Raw genomic sequence first — 19,352 nt, forward strand, 5'->3', positions numbered from 1 at the left:
GGTCACGTGATATGAACGACGACGCTGTCGGCCGCTCGTCGGCCAATGCCCGCAGGTTGCTCGAGATAGTCGACGCGTTCGCGGCAGAGATGAGTCCCGGGAGGCATAAGCCACCACCCGCGGGACTGGGCAGCCACTTCGAACGTGACCTCGGCCTGGACAGTCTTGCCCGCACAGAACTGCTGAACCGCATCGAGAAAACGCTCGGCGTACGCTTTCCGCTTGAACTGTTCGGGCAAGCGATAACGCCAGGTGATTTACTGCGCGCCCTCGATGGGCGAACGACCGGGCGGCCCAACGCCCCCACCGGCGCCATCGCGCTCGACGCGCCAGGCGGTGCACTAGACCCGGCAGCCGATGCAGGAACGTTAGTTGAAGCACTGCAGTGGCATGCATCCCGGCGACCGGAACGCACTCACATCGTATTGCTCGACGAGGACGCGGCACCACATGCGATGACCTATGCAGCACTGCACGAGGCAGCGCTACGGGTATCGCGCGGGTTGCGCCAGATCGGCGTCAATCCGGGAGATACCGTCGCCTTGATGCTGCCAACAGGCAGCGACTATTTCGCATGCTTTGCCGGCATACTGCTGCTGGGCGCCATCGTCGTGCCCGTCTATCCGCCAGCCCAATCCGCTCGGATCGACGATCATCTTGCGCGGCACGCGGCGATTCTGTCCGATGCGCGCGCACGCGTCATGATCGTGCCCTCACACGCGTTTGTAGCGGGCGTTATGGCCAAGGCGCGGATACCGACATTGCATGAGATCGTTGCAGTGCCTCAACTCATGGGCGAGATGGATGCCGAGCAGTATGTGCCGCGCGCAGAAGACGTCGCGCTGCTGCAGTACACCTCGGGCAGCACGGGTACGCCAAAAGGCGTGGTGCTCACCCATGCCAATCTGCTCGCCAACATCCGGGCGATGGGTCACACGGCCCTGATCGAGGAACACGACGTCTTTGTAAGCTGGCTCCCGCTGTATCACGATATGGGCCTGATCGGCGCATGGTTCGGCCCGCTCTACTTCGGTATTCCTCTGGTTCTGATGTCCCCGCTGACATTCCTCGCACGTCCGGCGCGCTGGCTTCACGCGATCAGTGACTACCACGCCACCATTACGGCGGCGCCCAACTTCGCCTATGAGCGTTGCGCACGCAGGGTCGACGATACCGATCTCGAAGACGTGGATCTATCCTCATTGCGCCTTGCATTCTGTGGCGCGGAGCCCGTCAGTGCGGCCACCATGCGGGCATTCGCCTCACGGTTTGCTCGCAATGGCTTCCGGCACACTGCCCTGACTCCTGTCTACGGCCTTGCAGAAAATACGCTTGGACTGGCGTTTTCGGAGCCGGGACGAGGCGTGCGGACAGATTGCATCAGCCGCGTCCGACTGGCTGACTCCCAGCGTGCTGCACCGGCAGAATCTCCCGATGAAGTGCTTGAACTGGTGTCGTGTGGACGGGCATTACCCCGCAACCAGATCCGTATTATGGATGCCGACGGTAACGAGGTGTCTGAAAGGGCGGTCGGCCGGATCGAATTCCGCAGTCCGTCCGCGACGCGTGGGTATTTTCAGAACCCCAATCTGACCGCGCGGCTGATTCACGATGGTTGGCTCGATACTGGCGATCTGGGATACATGGCCGACGAAGAACTGTTTATCACGGGCCGCGTGAAGGATCTGGTGATTCGGGCTGGGCGGCATTTCTACCCGTATGAACTGGAAGCGGCCGTCGGGCGTCTACCTGGCGTACGAACCGGTTGCGTCGCGGTGTGCGGGACGCCTGACGTCGAGACAGGCACCGATCGACTGCTCGTCATCGCGGAAACTCGCGCAACCGCGCCGGCCACGCTCGCGGCGATACGCAGCGGCATTAACGAAGCCTCTGTGGCCCTGCTGGGCGCTCCGCCAGAAGAAGTCGCCCTCGTACCGCCACACAGCATCCTGAAGACATCCAGCGGCAAGATCCGCCACGCAGCCACCCTGGATCTGTACATGCGCAGTCGCGGGAATCTGCTGCCGCGCCCCGCGTGGCGCCAGTGGCTCGACATCGGCGCGAACACTCTGCTGCCGCTCGGCCGACGGCTTCGAATTGCCGCCGGGCGCTTCGCTTACGGTGCATGGTGTTGGATCAGCACGATGCTTATAGCGATACCCACAGCGCTCATCATCGTGTGGCATCCGGACGCTAATCGGAACTGGAAAATAGCATCGCGCGCCGCGCGGCTGACCTTGCGGCTTGCAGGAATTTCCTTGACCGTACGCGGCGGGGCTCTCTTTGACACCGCGCAGCCGGCCATCTACGTCGCCAATCACGCGAGTTATCTGGACGGGCTCGTGCTGCTGGCCGCGTTTCCCGTCCCGCTCGGCGTCGTTGCAAAGCGTGAGCTGGCCCGCGCACCCCTGCTCGGCTGCTTCCTTCGCGCGATAGGCGTACGCTTCGTCGAACGCGTGGACTATCGGCGCATGGCTGACGATGAGCGCGAACTGGCAAAGCAGGCGATGTCCGGAACCTCGCTGCTCTTCTTTCCCGAAGCTACGTTCGTCAGGTCCGCGGGTCTGAGGCAATTCCGGCTCGGCGCTTTCGTTACCGCGTGCGCTTCGCACCGGCCCATCATTCCTGTGGCAATCGCGGGGACGCGCGCTGTGCTGCCGGATGGGCAGTGGTTGCCCATCCGAGCCGCCGTAACAGTTACCGTGCTTCCCGCCCAGGTACCATCGGGAGAAGACATGAAGGCAGCGGCACGCTCGCGCGACGCCGCGCGCGAGGCGATCGCCGCTTATTGCGGAGAAAGAGTTCTGAGCGAAATTTCCCCACTGGAGATCCCCACTCGCCACGACGCTACGTGACCGACGACGATGCCACGCTTCGCGGCACGTCACACCGCTGTGAATCTAAGTCGAACACGTCATGCGCTCCTTGCGTACACGATCATCTTGAGAGCGTTGAAGGAAACGACTTGAACCTCGCATCGCACGGCAACGGCGTTGTGGCGGTCCATTATGCTTTGACAGAAAGCAGGCGCATTTTGCATTGACGCTCGTTTAGGCTTGTCCCGCTCACCCTGCATCGAGCCGTCGCACCACTCTTAAGCACCGACGCGTTTATGCACTTGACCGATCGCGCACCGTTCTGTTGACGGGATGCAGAAGGTGGTCTCGACAGATGCGGGCGCGGCTTTGTCAGCATGGATTGCTCTGCAGACAGTTCAGCAGTGGGTTGTGCAGTTGCACCCGGCGGGTCCGGCACCACCGCAGCGCCAATCAGGAGGCCACTTGAGGTTAGGAAGATTACGGCAGCAGGAGCAAAAGAGAAAATAGCCGCTATGGAGCGCAACAGGATTCACGCTACATCGTTCAGCACGCGCCGGGTGACAACCTCGATGCCATGACCACGCGCAGGGAACGCGTCGATACAGGTCTTCTTCTCGCAGTGACCGCGCGTCCAAATGATCTTCGAGCGCTTCTGCCGTAATGGCGTATTGCACGGATTGGCGATCAACCCGATCCGGGCGACGCGTGCAATCACTGACTTGCAGCCTTCGACACATCCGAGGCGCAGGTGTTCGGCATGGGAATGGGGGGCATAAATGACATTGCGGGTCGATCCTGGCAGCGAAGGCAGCGTAATCGCAGTGAGATGCCGCGGATCTGCGATGGACGTTCTGTGGACGTTCGATGCGCCCGTTGCCGACAGTGATCATGAATCGGCAATCAGACCGCCGCCCAGCGCCGCATAGAGTGCGACCGTGTCCTGCAGGCGCTGCGCGATGGCCTGCAGCCACGCGATCCGGGCCTGATGATACTGGCCATCGGCGACGAGTATCTGCAGATAGCCAACCGTCCCCGCGCGATACGCCTCCTTGATCAGCTGCAGCGCCTCGCCTGCGGCCTGCACCGCGCGGGTCTGTGCCGCGACCGTCTGCGAATCGTGTTCGAGCGCCCGCAGCGCGTCTGCGACCTGGGCAAACGCCGCGAGCACCACCTCGCGATACGCGGCGCTCGATTCGTTATAGGCTTCCAGGGCTGCCTTGCGCTGGAACCACAATGCGCCGCCATGAAACACGGGAGCCGTCACGCCCGCGGCGACGCTCCACGCTTGACCGGCCGGTGTTCCGAGTGAATGAAGCACGGCACTTTCGACACCACCCGAAGCGGACAACGCGATCTGAGGAAACAGCGCCGCCGTGGCCACGCCGATCTCCGCACTTGCGACGTGCAGCACGGCTTCCGCCTGCAGGATGTCGGGGCGTCGCCGGACTAGCGAAGATGGCAGCGTCTGCGGCAATACGCCGGGCAACGCGATCTCCGCCAGGGACACCGCAGGCCCGCTCCACTGCTCGGGATACATCCCAGCGAGCAGCGCAAGCAGATGCTCAGTTTCGATGCGCTTCTGCTCGAGTCCCGGCAACGACGCTTCGAGCGTCGCGAGTTCGTTCTGAAGCGACAACACGGCCGACCACGCGCTCGCGCCCGCCGCAACCTGCGCTTGCGTGATGTGGACCTGTTCGCGCACGAGTTCGACCATTTCACGCGTTGCGGCGATTTCGTCGCTATAGGCAGCCCGGGCGATCATCGCATTGACGACGTTCGCGGCTAGCGTCAAGTAGGTGGCGACGAGCGTGTAGCGTTGCGCTTCCGCTTGTGCGGCGAGCGCCTCGACCTGCCTGCGCTCGCCGCCCCATATGTCGAGCGTGTAACTGACGGTGGCCGACAGCGTAAACAGATTGAAGATCGACGCTGGCGCGTCGACGCCCGTGCGAAGCGGCGAAAACCGCTGACGGGAAGCGTCGCCCCGTGCGTCGACTTGAGGAAAAAAAACGCCCGCGCCTGCGCGCAGCAGGTATTCGCTTCGGCGCAAGGTCGCCTCCCCGTGCTCCAGCGTCACGTTGCCCGTCAGCGCCTCATCGACGGCCATGTCGATCGCGCGGCAGCCGAATGACGTCCACCAGTCGTCGCGCATCTGGACAGCAGGCGACAAGCTCTGCGGCTGTCCCCCAGATGCCATGCCCAATGCGTCCGACGCGTCATAGCGTTGCACGCGCGGCGTGGCCGGCCGCGAAAAATTCGGGCCGACCGTGCACGCGGCGACGAGCACGACGCCTGCCGCCAACGCCACGGCGCGCGCAACGCGCACGACTGAATGGCGCTCGCGGCGTTCAACTGGCAGCAATGTACACATCGACGATCTGCCCTGGAAACAGACGTGCTGGCTGCTGCATGACGACCCGGAAAATCACGGGCAGAACGCGCACGTCGACACGCTCCGTACGCTGGTCCGTCAACTGGATTTTCGGCGTCACATACGGCTGCACGCGCATGAATTGCAGATCCGCCTGCACCGACGTGCCGCGAATGAACATGCGCGCCTTCAACCCATGCAGATCCGGCAACCGGCTAATCAGGATCTCGTCGACATAGCAGCGCACGGCTAACTGATCCGGAGGCGTGCCAAGCACGAGCACGGGTGCGGTGCCTCGCGCATACGTGTCATACACCCCCTGAGGAGACAGATACGCCCCTGGCGCCGCGTTCACCGACAGCACGACGCCGTCGGCAGGCGCACGCAGCGTGTATCGCCCCAGTTGCGCCGATGCCGCCTCAGCGGCCTTGCGCAATGCGGCGACCTGGCGCTCCTGGTTGCGCACGTCGTAGGTCCACGCGCCCGCGCGAGTCAACCGGTACTGTCGCGTGACCACGTCCAGGTTTGCGCGCGCAACGGCAACCCCATTCGCGGCATTGTCGAGCGTATCGCGGCTAACCGCCTTCGGCTCGATTTCGTACGCATGTTTCTGCTTGTCGAACTGATCCTGCGCCAACTTGAGGCTGGCTGCCGCCGCGCCGACCTGCGCGCTCGCCACTTCCAGCGTTTCGGGACGTGGCTGCGCGCGCAGCGCGTCCAGCAGCGATTGCGCTGCGTCCGCCTGTGCTTCGAGTTGCGCTACCGTCGCGCGCTGTACGGTGTCATCGATAACCAACAACACGTCTCCGCGACGGACGCTGTCGCCGTCGTGCACGAGTAGTCGGGTAACGGGACCGGACACATCGGGGTAGATATTGACGTTGGCGCCGGCGGGCTGATCGCTTTCCACGATGCCTGTCGCGTACACACCGTGTGCATAGGGGTTCGACGCGGGATCGAAGACGGGTGGCTGGGGACGTTGCTGAATACCGTAGACCCACGCCGCCACGATGCTCGTGACGAATCCCGCGAACGCGAACAGAAACAGGAGGCGCTGTTTCATTTCCCGCCTCCCGCGTCGATGGTCTTGAGCTTGCCATCCTCCATGTGCATGACGCGATCCGCGTAGTCGAATATCCGGCTGTCGTGCGTCACGATCACGATGCAGCGATGGTCGTTGAGGACCTGATGCTTCACGAAATCGATGATCGAACGACCGGTGTCGCCGTCCAGCGACGCCGTAGGCTCGTCGAGAATCAGGATGTCGGGCTGGCTGACGATCGCACGCGCGATTGCAACCCGCTGCTGCTCTCCGCCCGAGAGCTTCATCGGCGGCAACGCAGCACGATTGCGCAAGCCGACCACGTCGAGCCACGTCATGGCCTCGGCGATCGAATCGTCCCAGTCACGGCGTTTGAGGATCAGCGGAATGGCTACGTTCTCTACCGTGGTAAGGCGCGGAAACAGGTGATACTCCTGAAATACGAATCCGATCCGCTTGAGACGAAAGTCGGCGATCGCGTTGTCGTCCTGTTGCCAGAGATCGACGCCGTCGATCGACACCGCGCCGGAATCCGGCCGCAGGATGCCCGAGATCACGCTCAGCAACGTGGTCTTGCCACTGCCCGACGGGCCGACTATCAGCAGCATTTCGCCGAAGCGAGCCTGCATCGCGACGTCCGACAGCGCGTGTGTGCGTGCGTCGCCTTCGCCGAACCACTTGTTCAACCCGTGCGCGTCGATCGCAATGGCTGGCATGGCTAGCCCCGGAATATATCGAATGGCTCGATGCGCAGCACCCGGCGCACACCCAGGTAGCTCGACGAGGCGGCGATCACTACGACCATCGCAAACGCGAGCACGAGATTGCCAAAGGTGATCATTGCCGCGTAGTCCGGCACGCGCAGACGGACGAGACTGATCGACGCCGCGCACAGCCCCACGCCGAGTCCGTAGCCCGTCAACGCAGTAAACGTTGCCTGAAACAGGATCATCGCGACCAGCTCGTGGCGTTTGGCGCCGATCGCCTTCAGTGCGCCGAACTTTTCCAGGTTTTCGAGGATGAACGTGTAGAAGGTCTGACCGGAGATGGACAGCCCCACAATGAAGCTGATCGCCGTCATCAAGAGAATGTTTGTGCCCAGCCCGGTTTCGTATTTGTAGAAGTGCGCGATGCGCTGCATGAACTCTTTCTTCGTGTAGGCAACGTATCCGAGCGACGCGACAACCTGCTTGATATGTGCAATGTCCGCGGCCGATTTGGGTTCGACGAGAATATAGGACGTCGTGTAGCGCGTCGATGGAATGTATTGGACTGCCCGCTTGTACGTTGTGTAGAGCGTCGGCGTGCCGAACAGGCCGCTGCTGGTCACGGTCGCGATGCCGACCACGACGCCGCGATGGTCGTTGAGTTCGAAGTCGGTGCCAAGCCTGGGGTTATGCAGCTTGACGAATTCCGCGTCGTCGATGGCAATGAAACCGTTCTCCGCGTAGATGTCTTCGATGCGGCCTGCTTTCATCTTGGGCCAGCCGAACAGGCTCGCATCGTCCAGACCAATCACCGTGACGGCCTGATACGCGCCGTCACGCAGACGCACCAGCGCGATACCTGAATAGAGCGGCACGGCATAGTCCACACCGTCGATGCTGCGTACGGCGTCGAGCACGTAGTCGGGCATGCCGATGCTGCTCGCGATCGTCTGCACGGCAGGATCCATCACCCACATTTTGGCGCCAACGTTGATCACGGTAGACGAAGACTTGTTCAGGATCCCCGCGAAGAGCGATGTCATTTCGATCATCAGGAACACTGCGAACGTGATGCCGACAATCAGCGCGGTGAACTTGGCGCTATCGTTGACCAGCAGCTTGAACGCGAGCCTGAGGATGCCTTTCATCTCGTTTCCTCTTCGGGTCGACGGTCGAAGACGTTGCCGCGTCATCGGCCGCCCGCAGATGTCAGGCTTTAGCGCTGCTCTCCGTGCTCCGCCTCGGTGCCACGCACCAGCAGCACGGGACACTGCGCGAACCGGACAAAGCGCTCGGCCACGCTGCCGAGCACGATGCGGCGCACGCCTCGCCGGCCGTGTGTACCCAGGATCACAAGATCCGCACCGAGGCGTTCGGCGCAATGTTGCAGCGTCGTGGCGACGTCCTCGTTCAGCCGTTCCGTCTCGACCAGTTCAGCATGGCAAGCGACCCCTGCCTGACGGCAGGCCGCTTCCGCCTTCTCCAGCGTGATACGGCCATCTTTACGCAGTGCATCGACGAGCGCGATGGGATCGTAGTACCCTGCGTAACTGAACAAAGGCGTCTTGTCGACCACGTACACGGCCTGAATCTTCCCGCCCGTGAGGCGCGCCATGTGCACTGCCTCATTCAGCACCCGCTCCGACGTCTTGCTACCGTCCAGTGCAATCAGAATCTGCTTGTACATGGTGAACGCCCCCTTGAAATGTTTCCCGCCGCGCCGCGCGCCATCACGCGCCGCATGGCATGCTTCTTATCTTCGGCGCTGGCACGGACGTGCGCTTGACCTGAATCAAGGCTCTACGTCTCGCTTGACGTGCCTCAACGGATCTGGGCGGGGCCGTCATACAGTCGAACGCGACAGCATTCGCGGGGTCGTCTGCTCGTCGTGGAGCACCGCCACCGCGAACAGCGCGTTCGGTGCGCGACTGCTCGCTCTGCCTTCTGTGATGCCTTAAGTGTCGATATCAGCGGCCGCGACAATCAGCGGCGGTTGAGCTTGTTGTCCGATCTTTCGCCGCAGTGCCAGATGTGGAGTGACAATAGAGTTTGACACATCCAATCCAATGAAATCAGATACTTGCTGGCGCAAGTGATACCTAGTTGAGCGAATAGAGTTTGACACAAACACTGCTCAACTCAAATCGAGCACACCGCTTGCGACAATAGAGTTTGACACAAGCGGTCTGGGGAGATTTCGAGATTGATCTCCCTGATGCCCTTACTGTGCAATGCTCCTGAAACGATTCGCTTGAACAAGTGCGGTGGGGTATCACAGTGCGATATCCCCTGTCGTTGCCTGTGATTCACCGAGGTCATCGCCAAGCCGGTCCGCGCGCACCAGCGTCGGCATCACGAAGATCAGCTTGCGCTGTGAGGCTGCTGGCCCGTACGGCTGCATGCGGAAATGACCGCGACGCCAGTGGGCACGCAATTCGTGGTGAGCACCCTCCGGTCTGCCTGCGGCCCGCGATAGGCCATCGGGCAGCACGACCGGGCCGACGAGATACCGGTCATAGAGCCGCTCGATATCGGCCAGCCGCTCTTCGCGCCGGCGTTTGCCCAGCCCCCTGAATTCACGCGGTGCGGTGCTGTACGGGCGCTCGTGAATCACCGGACTGCTGTCCAGCGACAGATACAGCAACACCTTGATCGCATAGTCAAGCGCCTGGCGCGAGACTTCATCTTTTCCGGTGTCACCGTCACCCTCGCCGACGCCCCCGGAGAGAATGGCATCGACCGAGCGCGCACCCGCGCCCGCGTTGGCCGACAGGACCTGCAGCCTCAGGCGGAATTCGCCGGCCTCGCTGCGCTTCCAGATGCCGAAGGTCAGCCAGCGGCCCGTGTCGGGATCGTCTGGGTTGCCGTGCTCGAACACCATCACCGCATCGAGTCCGGCGCGCTCGCGCGTCGAGGGATCGGGGGTAATGCACACCGCGGGCGAAGGAAGCCGCAGCATCGACAGCGGCACGTCGCTGGCGACATCGCTGGCTGCCAGCAACTGGTGCAGGGCGACGGTTGGCTCGTACAACGCACCCTGCCTGAGCCAGTACGACTGGACGAGTGCGCCTTCAGTGGCCCAGGCGTCAAGCTGCACGTCATCGGGCCGCGCACGCCCAAGGTGGCACGCTGAGAACGCGGACAGGTCGTGACGCAACCGCGAGGGCGAGCAACGCGCGTCTTCCAGCTTCGACCACAGCGCCACGCCGTCCTCTCCTGCCTCCTCCCGGACGCCGTTCCAGCAGTCGTGCGTGCCCGCCGCGCGATGACGAACCGGGACGGGCAAACTGGCAAACCGCGGACCACCGGCATTGAGACTGGCCTGCATGGTCGCGCGCAGGGCAAACGCCAGGAACATACGCCGCCTGTTGATCCTCTGTTCCGGCGCGACGCCCCTTGGGGCAATGATCCACGGGAATCCGTCACCGGGATTCGCCTCGATCGCGGCGATCAGGGTCTCCTGCGGCAGCGGTTCCCACCCTTTCCGGCGCACATCGGGCAGGCTCATGCTTCACGCTCCCACTGTTCAAGAAGGTCCGCCGGAATCGCCCCGACGACCTCCGGGTAGCGCTTGCCAACGAACTGCTCGGCCCTGTGCAGCAGCACCGGAATCGGGCTGCTGGGCTCATGCTGCTCGAACCACTGCCGCGCTTCTCGGATCAGACTGAGCGCCGCCTGGCGATCGGGAGTCTTTCCGGTTACAGGGCTGGCTCGCGGTTCGGGCGCCGTGTCCGCTTCATGCTCATCAACTGCAGCCGGCAGGTCTCCCGCCAGTGCGGCATCATCGCTATCCGGGTATGCCCCGCCTGCGTCGCCGCTGGCGTCATGCACCGGGCCACTGTCCGCCGGCCGGGCAACATGGCAAAGCATTCGTCTGAGCGCGCCGAGATCGGGGGCGTAGGCATCCAGGTGCTCCCGGCACCAGCCTTCGATCGCAGTCAGGCTTTCCAGCGCCTCGTCAAAGCCGGCAAGGACCTCGGGGTGCCGCATGCGCAGCTCGTCAAGCAGCCTGGTCACGGAGTCCGGTGTCAGCGCGTCACTTGGTCTGGGATGCGCAAACGCCCGCTCGACATCCCGCAACTGCAGGCGCGTGGCCGTCGACCGGGTCAGCGCGATTTCCCTCAGATCCGCGATCAGCCCATCGGTGTCGGTCAACGCCTGCAGCGCGTTCATGCGGATTTCGAGCGCGGCCGAACGGTCTTCGTCCACTGCAGGTTGCGGGTGTACCTGATCCGGGAAGGTGGCCAGCCATCCGGACAACAGGCCCAGCCCCTCCGCGAAGCCGGCGGCGGCCGCGAGCCGTGTCCGACACCGTGTAAAGAGTACGGCCAGACGCACGTCCTTGCTGCGTACCATCAGACGGCGGCAGTCCCGGTCCACATCGCTCCAGTTCACCGGCTCCGGTGTACCAACGAAATCACCGTATTGCGCGGTTGCCTTCGCGGCAACGCTCGCACTCAGCACGACGAATTCCGGGTCGTATTCGAGATCGCTTCCGCACGGCGATCCGGCCGAAATCGGCGCCATCCAGTCGTGGGTCGCGACGCGGCTCCCGGGCTTCTGCGGGTTCTTCTTCCCGTTGCTGCTCATGGTTCGATTCTTTCCTGCTTGATCATGTTCTGCCGGAGCTGCTGCACGTAGCGCTCCGGCTCGAAACACATTCCGGTAACCGGCTCAGACGAAGGCGACTGCCCCATCCAGCTGGACCAGCCGAGTTGCTGCGGACCACCCAGCACGGCCGAAGGCGCGCTGTGCGGCTTGATCTGCAGCTCGAGTTCCCAGTCGAACTCCTCGCTCACGAAAGCCCGCACCCATTCGATCAACCGCAGCAGGTCCGCCCCCTGTGGCGTGAAGCGGTGATAGTCCTCGATATCCAGCGGGCCAATCACGATGCGAAACCGGTACTGGCGGTCGGGCACATGCCCGCCGATCACCGCGCCCGAGCCCATGAACGACGAGGCCCGGTGCTCGCCCATGACACAGCAGTTCTCCGGCGCCAGCTCCATCCAGTGCAGGACGAACTCGTCAAGCCTGACCGGCACGCCAAAGTAATGGGCGAGCGCGCTGCACAGCCCCTCCGGATTGCGGGCCTCGCGCACGAGATGCGGCGCCGCCGACAGGCGCGCGTGTGCAGGGAGCGGCCATGGCCGCTCCCGCCTTAGCGGATAGCCGGAAAGACTGGCGACATAGAGCGAAAACCGGTCATGTTCGGGCCGGTCGAGACTGGCGGCCGACTGCGCCGAGGCCCAGGCGCGATAGAACAGCGTCATCGACCGGTGATGGAAGATGTCCAGAAAGTTGCTGAGCGCGGGGTCCCGTCTTTGCTCCTCACGCTCGCGTGCAATCTCCGTGACGTGGATCGGCAGCGGCCCGTTCGGCCCCAGCATGCCCAGGCCAAAGAGCCGCATGTGCAGCTTGCCGTTCTTCACCGAGGCATCCGCGATCTCACGCGGCGCGAAGATGAGGCTCGGTCGCTGCCCCAGGCGGAAGGACTCTGCATCGGGCAGCGCCGCGGTCCCCACCGGGTCAATCGCCGGATCCGCACCGATGCGGCGCATCAGCGAAATGAACCCGTACCGCCAGGGTTCGGCCTGCAGATGCTCGAGCAATGCCGGCGACAGCTTTCTGCCGAAGAGGAGTGAGTCTTGTGCCGCCCGCTCCATCAGCTTACCCCGCCTTTCAGGACATCGCGCGGTACAAAGTGCCACTGACCGGCCTCGGGTTCGAAAAGGGCGAGCTGGTCCCACGCATCACGGTACCCCCCGCCATGGTCGAACGCCCCCCGCTCGTGCAGCGTGCAGCGTCCGCCCTCGAACAGTGGCCTGCGCACCCGCGCATGTGCCCGTGCAAGCTGCCCGTGTTCCCAGTTCTCCAGATCGCAAAGCGTCTCGCGCCACGCGAACAGGCCTGCTCCTTCGTACACCGTGCTCATGAGATACATTGTGCTGTTGTCCACCTCGAACGCCGTTGCCCGGTTGTGCATGCGTAGCGGCCTGCAGACGCTCACCGGTTCGCCACCGATCCCGAGCGTGACCTGATGATCACCGGCTGCCCACCCGACATGCAGGTTCAGCGCGAACCCTGCGCCCTCAGGCGTACGGAAGAGGCTCGGGTCGATCAGCGAGGCGCGCTGTCCGTAAAACCGTCCCCCGGTGCGGCTCATCCAGCACGCGGCCAGGTCGGCGTCGAACAGCGACAGAAAGCCGCGTGTGACCGGCCCGGTCGGAGTCCGGTCATACACAACGCAGGTGCGTTCGGGCGATGCAGCCGCAACGATCACGTACACGGGCGGCTCCTGGAAGAACGGTCCGAGCGGCTGCTTCTGCCGTTGCGCAAACCACGTCGAGCCTCGCGGCAAATCATTCCGCAACATGGATCTCGACCCGACGGTTCTGGGCGCGGCCCTGTGGCGTGCTGTTATCGGCAACCGGGTCAGCTTCGCCCTTGCCCATGGCTTCGAGACGGCTGGCAGGTACACCGTCGGCCTGCAGCATCTGCAGCACCTGCGTGGCACGCTCGGCCGACAGCGCATCATTGGAAGCGAATGCGTGGCTGTGGATCGGGAGGTTGTCCGTGTAGCCCAGCACCGTGACCTTGCCCGGCACCTTGACGATCTCGGCGGCAATCTTTGCGATCAGCGGCCCCATTGACGTGTTGACCGCAACACCGCCGGGCGGGAACATCGAGTCGCCGCGGAACGTCACCGCGCTGTGCTTCGCGTCCTCGTCCACGCTCACGGTGCCGGCGGCGATCTCGTCCTTGAGTAGGGTTTTCAGATGTAGCACCGGCGGCGCAGGTGGCGGCGTCATGCGTGCGATGTCACCGATCTGCTTCTGGATATCGTCGGCACGTGTCACGAGCTGGTACTTGAAGTAGCCCCACATGCCAAGCAGAATGAGCGAGAGCACGGTAACCGTAATCCAGACCGGAAAGTCATAGAACGACTGGCGCCTGGGCGGCACGTCGCTGCGGGCGTGCGGGGAAAGTTCCACCGGCACCGGCGGCCGCCGCGCCATGATCTCGTTGTAGATACGCTGGCGAACGGCTTCGTGCTTGCGATGACCGTCGCGCTCGCTACGGTAACGGCCCTCAAAACCGAAGCTCAGGATGTGGTAGATCACTTCAAGCAGGTCGTCGTGCTGGTCCGGATCCTGCATCAAGCGCGCGACGAGCAGATAGATCTTGGTTCCTCCGTCACGGTCCTCGTGGAAGTTGGTCGCGAGGCCCACTGTTCCCCATGACACACCATTGTCTCCTGTACGGCCCCATGGCGTCTCCATGACCGCTTCATCGAGGGCGGTACACAGGCAGTAGCGGGCGCCAATCATGTGGTCGCGCCGAATGCTGGTCTGCTCGCAGAGCTTCTGGAAGGTTTTCATCTCATCGAGCAGCAACTGCCGCAGGGTCGGGATAACACCTTTCGCACCGAGATCCATTTCCGGAATGTCGGCCTGCGACCGCAACAGCACACGCGCAGCTTCGAGCAGCGGGTTTGCAGCCGAGCGGACTTTGGTCAGCCGCTCCAGAGCCGGCTCGCCCAGTGGAACCTCATAGGGCAGCCCTTCCTGGCCGGACACAGCGGCGTCAGCATAGGACTGGGCTTCGGTATCGCGTGCCGTACCCCTCAAAAGCGCAGCCTTGTCGCTCATCCGATGCTCCCAACGCTGCTACCGATGAGCGCGCACCCGCATTCCGTATGGTGTCCATGAAGCGCTACACGCACGCCGCCAACGGCAAAGGTTGGATGAGCTTCGATAATCCTGTTGACGCCATGAGGACGGCCGTCCGGATACCGCTGGGGGCACTCAACAAGATCATTTAGACGTGCAATGGGTTTTCCGCCGAGCTTGTGTGTCGGCGAACCTGTAATCACTTCCCCACCGTGGTCGGTACTGTCTCCGACGCGAATGATCAAAAGACTCACGGCTCTCCTGTATATCGAAATCAATCTGTGAGACCACGGCGCCCGGTGCGCCAGGCACGGCCGCGGATCATCGGATGCAGCCTGGCAACGCCAGGCTCAGGACCCGACCTGGTCCCATGCAGCACCTACAGATTCAGTTGGAATCCTGTCGGGATTTTGCACGGCGGTGCGCTGGTACGGGTCGAACCCATCGACAGCGCATTGCGCCTCGATTTCTGCCGGCCACTCGGGAATTCGGCTCGTCTTCATAACAAACGAACGCCCGATAGCGATGAGCCAGAAAACCGGTGTCAGCACCTTCTGGGAGATTGGCAAACCATTAAACGTCAGATACAGGACATCCAGACCGGCGCGGTAGGTCTCCCGCTTCGCTGCGATGTCGTGGCACCAGAACACGTCGCGATAGACAGTTGACGGACCCTCTTCCATATAGCGGCGTACAAACTCCCAGATATGTCGGAGCTGCTGGACATCCACGCCGTCAGCCCGGAGGGCGAACGTCCACTCAACCGTTTCCCGATCTGCCTTGAGCGCGTGACCCCGAATGTCCCATCGCTGACCGGCTGCTGTCCTTTCGCACCGGCCGAGCGTGAAGAAAAGATCGTCCCACCTGGCCGACCGTATGACCCCATCGAGACAGAACACATACACCATGCGGTTCCGGTAATTGAACCGGATCGGGAAATGTGTCCAGCGGAAAGACTCCTTGAATAGAACCCATATCAAGAACGCCCACAATGGTAAAAAATACGGAAACGTTAGCTTCATATATCTCAAGTCGGACCCCGTGGGAATGAGATGCCACGGCGGAACGAAGAACGGCATAAGAACAAGAAGGATCGGAAATACAATGAAAAGCAGGCAACCAAACGTCATTACGCCCCGATAGATGAACCATCGATCCACCGTCTCAAGATAGGTCGAATTCAGCGTGACTGTCGATACGTTATAGAACGGTGTAAGGTCGAGCCGCTCCTTCTGGCGCAACTGGTTCTGCCTTTCCTCATCAGTCAGCTTCCGGTTCACGCGGTAGATGTTCTGAGATAGATCGATGTAGCGCATTTCAGAATCCCGCCGCAGAGCCGAACTCTGTCATCTCGATTCCAGAACTCGAGTACCGGTTTGCCGTATCGGTACCCCATATGCAGCGCTGGAGCCAGGTATCAAGCTTGTCATCCCCCAAGGCGGCAATCCTGTATTGTGCGAACAGGTACAACACAGCAGCCGCTATCGCCAGCAAGATCGATCCAAAATAAATCGCAGCCGCGATTCCAACGCCCGCTAACGCGGAAAAGAAATAAGCCCTAAATAGATTCTCGTCTCCCTTTTCAAAAGCTTGGTATGCCTCGATACCGTCCCAAACAGCACCAATCAGCGCCCCCGCAATTCCGAAACCCTTTGCCCAAGGCGCGAGACGGGCCGCGAATTCTTCCAGATATGCAGCGCGTCCTGCCACCAGTTTGGAGTGCGCAAGTGCTTCCATCATTCGTTTGACTGAATCCGCCGCAGTGGACGAAATCAGGCTGGCCGAACCGAGAAGCCGCGACCAGTTTTCCACTCCAGCCAATCCCGTGGTCGTCTTGGCAGACTGGAAAATACTTCGGGCCGTCGCCACCTGCACGTAGCCCGCGATCAGGTTGCCGATGACCGGGAACGCCTTCGCAGCCTTGGCTGCCGCATTGCCAGCCGAAGTGGGTATGTCAACGTTGATCCGCTCCCGCCACGCCGAGAGATTCAGCGCCTCGATATCCTCTGCCGTACGCAAAGAACTTGCCACCCATTTCGCCTGCTCCGCCTTGCTCAGCCCCTTGGGCATGCCCTTCAGCGTTTCCCCGTCGATCATCACCATCAGCCTGACCGGCACGACGCTGCTCATGGGTTCTCCGTGAATGCCAAGTCGGCGCAATGCCTGCGCGACTTCGCGCTGCATTGCATTTTCGCCCAGGCCCTTGATGCCCGATGCCTTGATCAGCTGCCTGATCAGCGAACCACGGAACGTCCTGTAAGCTCCGGTAAGTTCGACGGGAACCACGGGACGTTGACTCGCCATGCCCACAGCAACCAGTCCGTGTCGAACCGGCCCCTCGACGGCCTCCTGAAGCAGCTTTGTGATTGAACCGCCTGCAGCAACCAGGAAATCGGTCAGCACGTCTGCGCTTTTTTCCAGTGCAGTGTCCGCGAGACCAACAAACCCGGCGCACAGGTTATCCCAACCGATGGTGGTCCATGTAATGGCTGGCTTGATGTCTTCCTTTATCTGGTCGCGAAGCTTTTTCTGGTTCAGCACGATTGCCCGGAGCAGGAGATTTTCTTCCTCGGAATAGCTACCGCTGATCCATTTGTAGTAAAGGTCTGCGCACGGCTTATATTGCTGGGAGCCCTGCATACACATCGTAAGTATGCGCACATAGACCAAGCCAACTTCCACCGACGCATCGTCATACGCGCAGTCAAGGTGGTTTGCCAGTTGGCCACTTTTCATCCAGGCCACATGAGCCTCAGCCAGGGGAATCAGCGTCTGCTTCGTGTACGTGTCGAAATCCGTCTGAAATTGCCGTTGCCACCCATCGCGCGATTTCTCGTCATAGTCTTTCAGATATTTTTTCCAGGAGTCGCTCGAGGCTGTAGTCAAGTCCCGGTTGGTCAACTCAGGCAGCTTTTGCGGCCAGGGGTTACGCATCACGCCCCCGGTGCCGTCATCCATCCACTCGTTATCCATGTCGAGTTGGTCGCTGGCACTGACCGTGGTCTCTTCCGCCTTCTCCGACAGGACCTGCTGCATGCCGAGGATCGCGGTCGAAGCGTTGAGCTTGCGTACGCGATCGTCTTTCGACATGAATTTGTGAGGCAGCTCCGACAGACGGGCTGCAATTTCCGTCGCGGCCGCTACCGGATCATTCAGCACGAGCAGGGCACCGGGGCCGGGGCCGAGCGTCTTTGCAGCACCCAGCAACGCGTCTAGGGTCGAGGCCCGGGAGCGGAACATATATGGCGAAAATGCAAAGGTCTCGACCTTGCTTTTGGGCGCGTACTCCGCCACTACCGAGCTAACGGAATCGAGCGTCTGGGCGTGCGGTGCGTGGTGGCTGCCCATCCATGCGTTCACATCGAACCCGCGCATGTGGCGCTTGCGGTACGACTCGTCCTGATGCAGCTTCAGCACGCGCGGCGTCCATTCGACGTCCGAAAACGCCACCCAGATGCGCTTTGCGTGCGCCGGATCCTTGACGGTGATGCACGCGGCGATTTCCTTGTGGCCGGTCTTGTCGCATGGTTCACGGCCCACAGTGAAGGCCGGATTGAGCGGCACCCCAACAGGTACCTTCATGAAATAGCCGTAGTCCGTAATCCAGTACTTCTCCCAGAATCCGCGCTCGTCGTACAGGTAGAGATAGCCGCTGCGCAACACACGGCCCGTGTACTGTGCCGTCTGGCCTGGTACCGTAAGCGCCTTGCCGCCCTCGCCATCGACCGGTTGTAGCGCTGCGGGCAGTTGCGGCGCGCCCGAGTTGGGGTGCATGACGGCCGGGCGCACCGGCAGGATCGCAAGACCCGATTTTTCGCAGAAGTCACATTTTTGCGCCGTCGCCATGGACTGGGCGAGTGGATTGAAAGCCGGGGTCGATGCACTCATGCTGCTTCCTGTTTCCGTTTGATTTCTTCGATATCCGCAATGACGCGGTCCCACTCGCGGTCCGACATGGATGCCGTCCGCTGTGCGTACAGGCCGGGTGTCTCGCGTGCACCTTGCAGACACGATGCGAGAACCGGATGACTGCTGAAAAGCTTTCCAAGCACGACACCGTGACGGGCATAGGCGACGCAGTCGTCCGCGGCGGCAAGTCCAGCTTCGGCCTGGGCTGTGCGCAACCACTGGTTGCAGTGCTGCGAGGTACGCCAGAACGCCTTCAGGCCGTCCGGCTCGGGAAGCGTGCGCAGCACCTGATTGATCAGTCCCACGTTCGAAAGCGCGATCGACGGGTCCTCGGGCAGCGCTTCCCACTGGGGGGCCGGCCGCTCATGAAATCCGAGTTCGTGCCATTGCCCGCTGAAGGGTATCCACCAGCGTCGTGCTGCGTGGCACAGCGACGCCAGATAGGGCAAAGGCAGAATCCACAGCAGCTGTACGAAAACCTGCGGGTCAGCCATGCGCAGCATGGCGCGTGACGCGTCCGCTAACGTCACCACTACATGCCGTGACAGCTCCCTCGCCAGGGCAGTGACGCCCAGGTCGCTCGAGAGCAACATCGCGGGGCCAGGATCCCGTGTATCGGCCATCACGAGGTGCGTCTGGAGGAACGCTCGCTGCACATCATCAAGCTGCGCGAGCTCCAGCACGACGGGCAACAGATGGGCTTCTCTCGACAGTGCGTCCGGCACGACCTCATGCCATGGCAGGTCGGCATCCCAGTCACGAATGAGAAAGCGGTCAGCGAGCAGATGCGTGCTGGCATCCCATGCTTCGGAAAACGTCTGGCTTTGCATGGCGACC

Annotated in this window: 15 protein-coding genes; 1 reads left to right on the forward strand and 14 read right to left on the reverse strand. The window is 62.2% G+C overall.

Going from position 1 to position 19,352, the window contains the following annotated elements:
• Positions 1-11 precede the first annotated feature (11 nt).
• The gene (locus tag BPHY_RS34800) at positions 12-2,855 is read left to right on the forward strand and encodes an AMP-binding protein (RefSeq protein ID WP_041766415.1); all 2,844 of its coding nucleotides are present in this window, start codon (positions 12-14) and stop codon (positions 2,853-2,855) included.
• Positions 2,856-3,705: 850 nt separating this feature from the next.
• Here the strand turns inward: BPHY_RS34800 and BPHY_RS34805 are convergent.
• From BPHY_RS34805 to BPHY_RS34865, 14 genes are all read right to left on the reverse strand, one after another.
• Positions 3,706-5,187 (reverse strand): efflux transporter outer membrane subunit, encoded by a 1,482-nt coding sequence (locus tag BPHY_RS34805; RefSeq protein WP_012406170.1) that lies wholly within the window; start codon positions 5,185-5,187, stop codon positions 3,706-3,708.
• Positions 5,165-6,250, reverse strand: a complete 1,086-nt coding sequence (locus BPHY_RS34810; protein ID WP_012406171.1) for an HlyD family secretion protein — start codon at positions 6,248-6,250, stop codon at positions 5,165-5,167. Before BPHY_RS34810 ends, BPHY_RS34805 begins: the two co-directional genes overlap by 23 nt.
• Complete coding sequence (locus BPHY_RS34815; protein WP_012406172.1) at positions 6,247-6,945, reverse strand: ABC transporter ATP-binding protein; 699 nt, start codon at positions 6,943-6,945, stop codon at positions 6,247-6,249. Before BPHY_RS34815 ends, BPHY_RS34810 begins: the two co-directional genes overlap by 4 nt.
• 2 nt (positions 6,946-6,947) lie before the next feature.
• Entirely contained in the window at positions 6,948-8,084 is a 1,137-nt protein-coding gene (locus BPHY_RS34820; protein ID WP_012406173.1) for an ABC transporter permease, read from the reverse strand.
• Positions 8,085-8,152: 68 nt separating this feature from the next.
• Positions 8,153-8,623, reverse strand: a complete 471-nt coding sequence (locus BPHY_RS34825) for a universal stress protein (RefSeq protein WP_012406174.1) — start codon at positions 8,621-8,623, stop codon at positions 8,153-8,155.
• A gap of 585 nt (positions 8,624-9,208) precedes the next feature.
• Positions 9,209-10,444: a hypothetical protein gene (locus BPHY_RS34830; RefSeq protein ID WP_012406175.1), complete on the reverse strand. Its 1,236-nt coding sequence runs from the start codon at positions 10,442-10,444 to the stop codon at positions 9,209-9,211.
• Positions 10,441-11,526, reverse strand: a complete 1,086-nt coding sequence (locus BPHY_RS34835; protein ID WP_012406176.1) for a type VI secretion system protein TssA — start codon at positions 11,524-11,526, stop codon at positions 10,441-10,443. The genes BPHY_RS34830 and BPHY_RS34835 overlap by 4 nt, the downstream gene beginning before the upstream one ends.
• On the reverse strand, positions 11,523-12,599 hold the full coding sequence (tssG, locus tag BPHY_RS34840; protein ID WP_012406177.1) for a type VI secretion system baseplate subunit TssG: 1,077 nt from the start codon (positions 12,597-12,599) through the stop codon (positions 11,523-11,525). The genes BPHY_RS34835 and tssG overlap by 4 nt, the downstream gene beginning before the upstream one ends.
• Complete coding sequence (locus tag BPHY_RS34845) at positions 12,599-13,222, reverse strand: hypothetical protein (protein WP_012406178.1); 624 nt, start codon at positions 13,220-13,222, stop codon at positions 12,599-12,601. The genes tssG and BPHY_RS34845 overlap by 1 nt, the downstream gene beginning before the upstream one ends.
• Before the next feature lie 73 nt (positions 13,223-13,295).
• Positions 13,296-14,585, reverse strand: a complete 1,290-nt coding sequence (gene tssL / locus BPHY_RS34850; RefSeq protein ID WP_012406179.1) for a type VI secretion system protein TssL, long form — start codon at positions 14,583-14,585, stop codon at positions 13,296-13,298.
• Positions 14,582-14,860, reverse strand: coding sequence for a PAAR domain-containing protein (locus BPHY_RS40505; RefSeq protein ID WP_012406180.1), 279 nt, complete (start codon positions 14,858-14,860; stop codon positions 14,582-14,584). The genes tssL and BPHY_RS40505 overlap by 4 nt, the downstream gene beginning before the upstream one ends.
• 96 nt (positions 14,861-14,956) lie before the next feature.
• Positions 14,957-15,922 (reverse strand): DUF6708 domain-containing protein, encoded by a 966-nt coding sequence (locus BPHY_RS34855; RefSeq protein ID WP_012406181.1) that lies wholly within the window; start codon positions 15,920-15,922, stop codon positions 14,957-14,959.
• 1 nt (position 15,923) lies between these two features.
• A complete protein-coding gene (locus BPHY_RS34860; RefSeq protein ID WP_012406182.1) occupies positions 15,924-18,494 on the reverse strand; it encodes a T6SS effector BTH_I2691 family protein in 2,571 nt (856 codons plus the stop codon).
• A complete protein-coding gene (locus tag BPHY_RS34865) occupies positions 18,491-19,345 on the reverse strand; it encodes a DUF4123 domain-containing protein (protein WP_012406183.1) in 855 nt (284 codons plus the stop codon). Before BPHY_RS34865 ends, BPHY_RS34860 begins: the two co-directional genes overlap by 4 nt.
• Positions 19,346-19,352: the final 7 nt, after the last annotated feature.

It is taken from the genome of Paraburkholderia phymatum STM815 (assembly GCF_000020045.1).
GTDB classification, from domain to species: Bacteria; Pseudomonadota; Gammaproteobacteria; order Burkholderiales; family Burkholderiaceae; genus Paraburkholderia; species Paraburkholderia phymatum.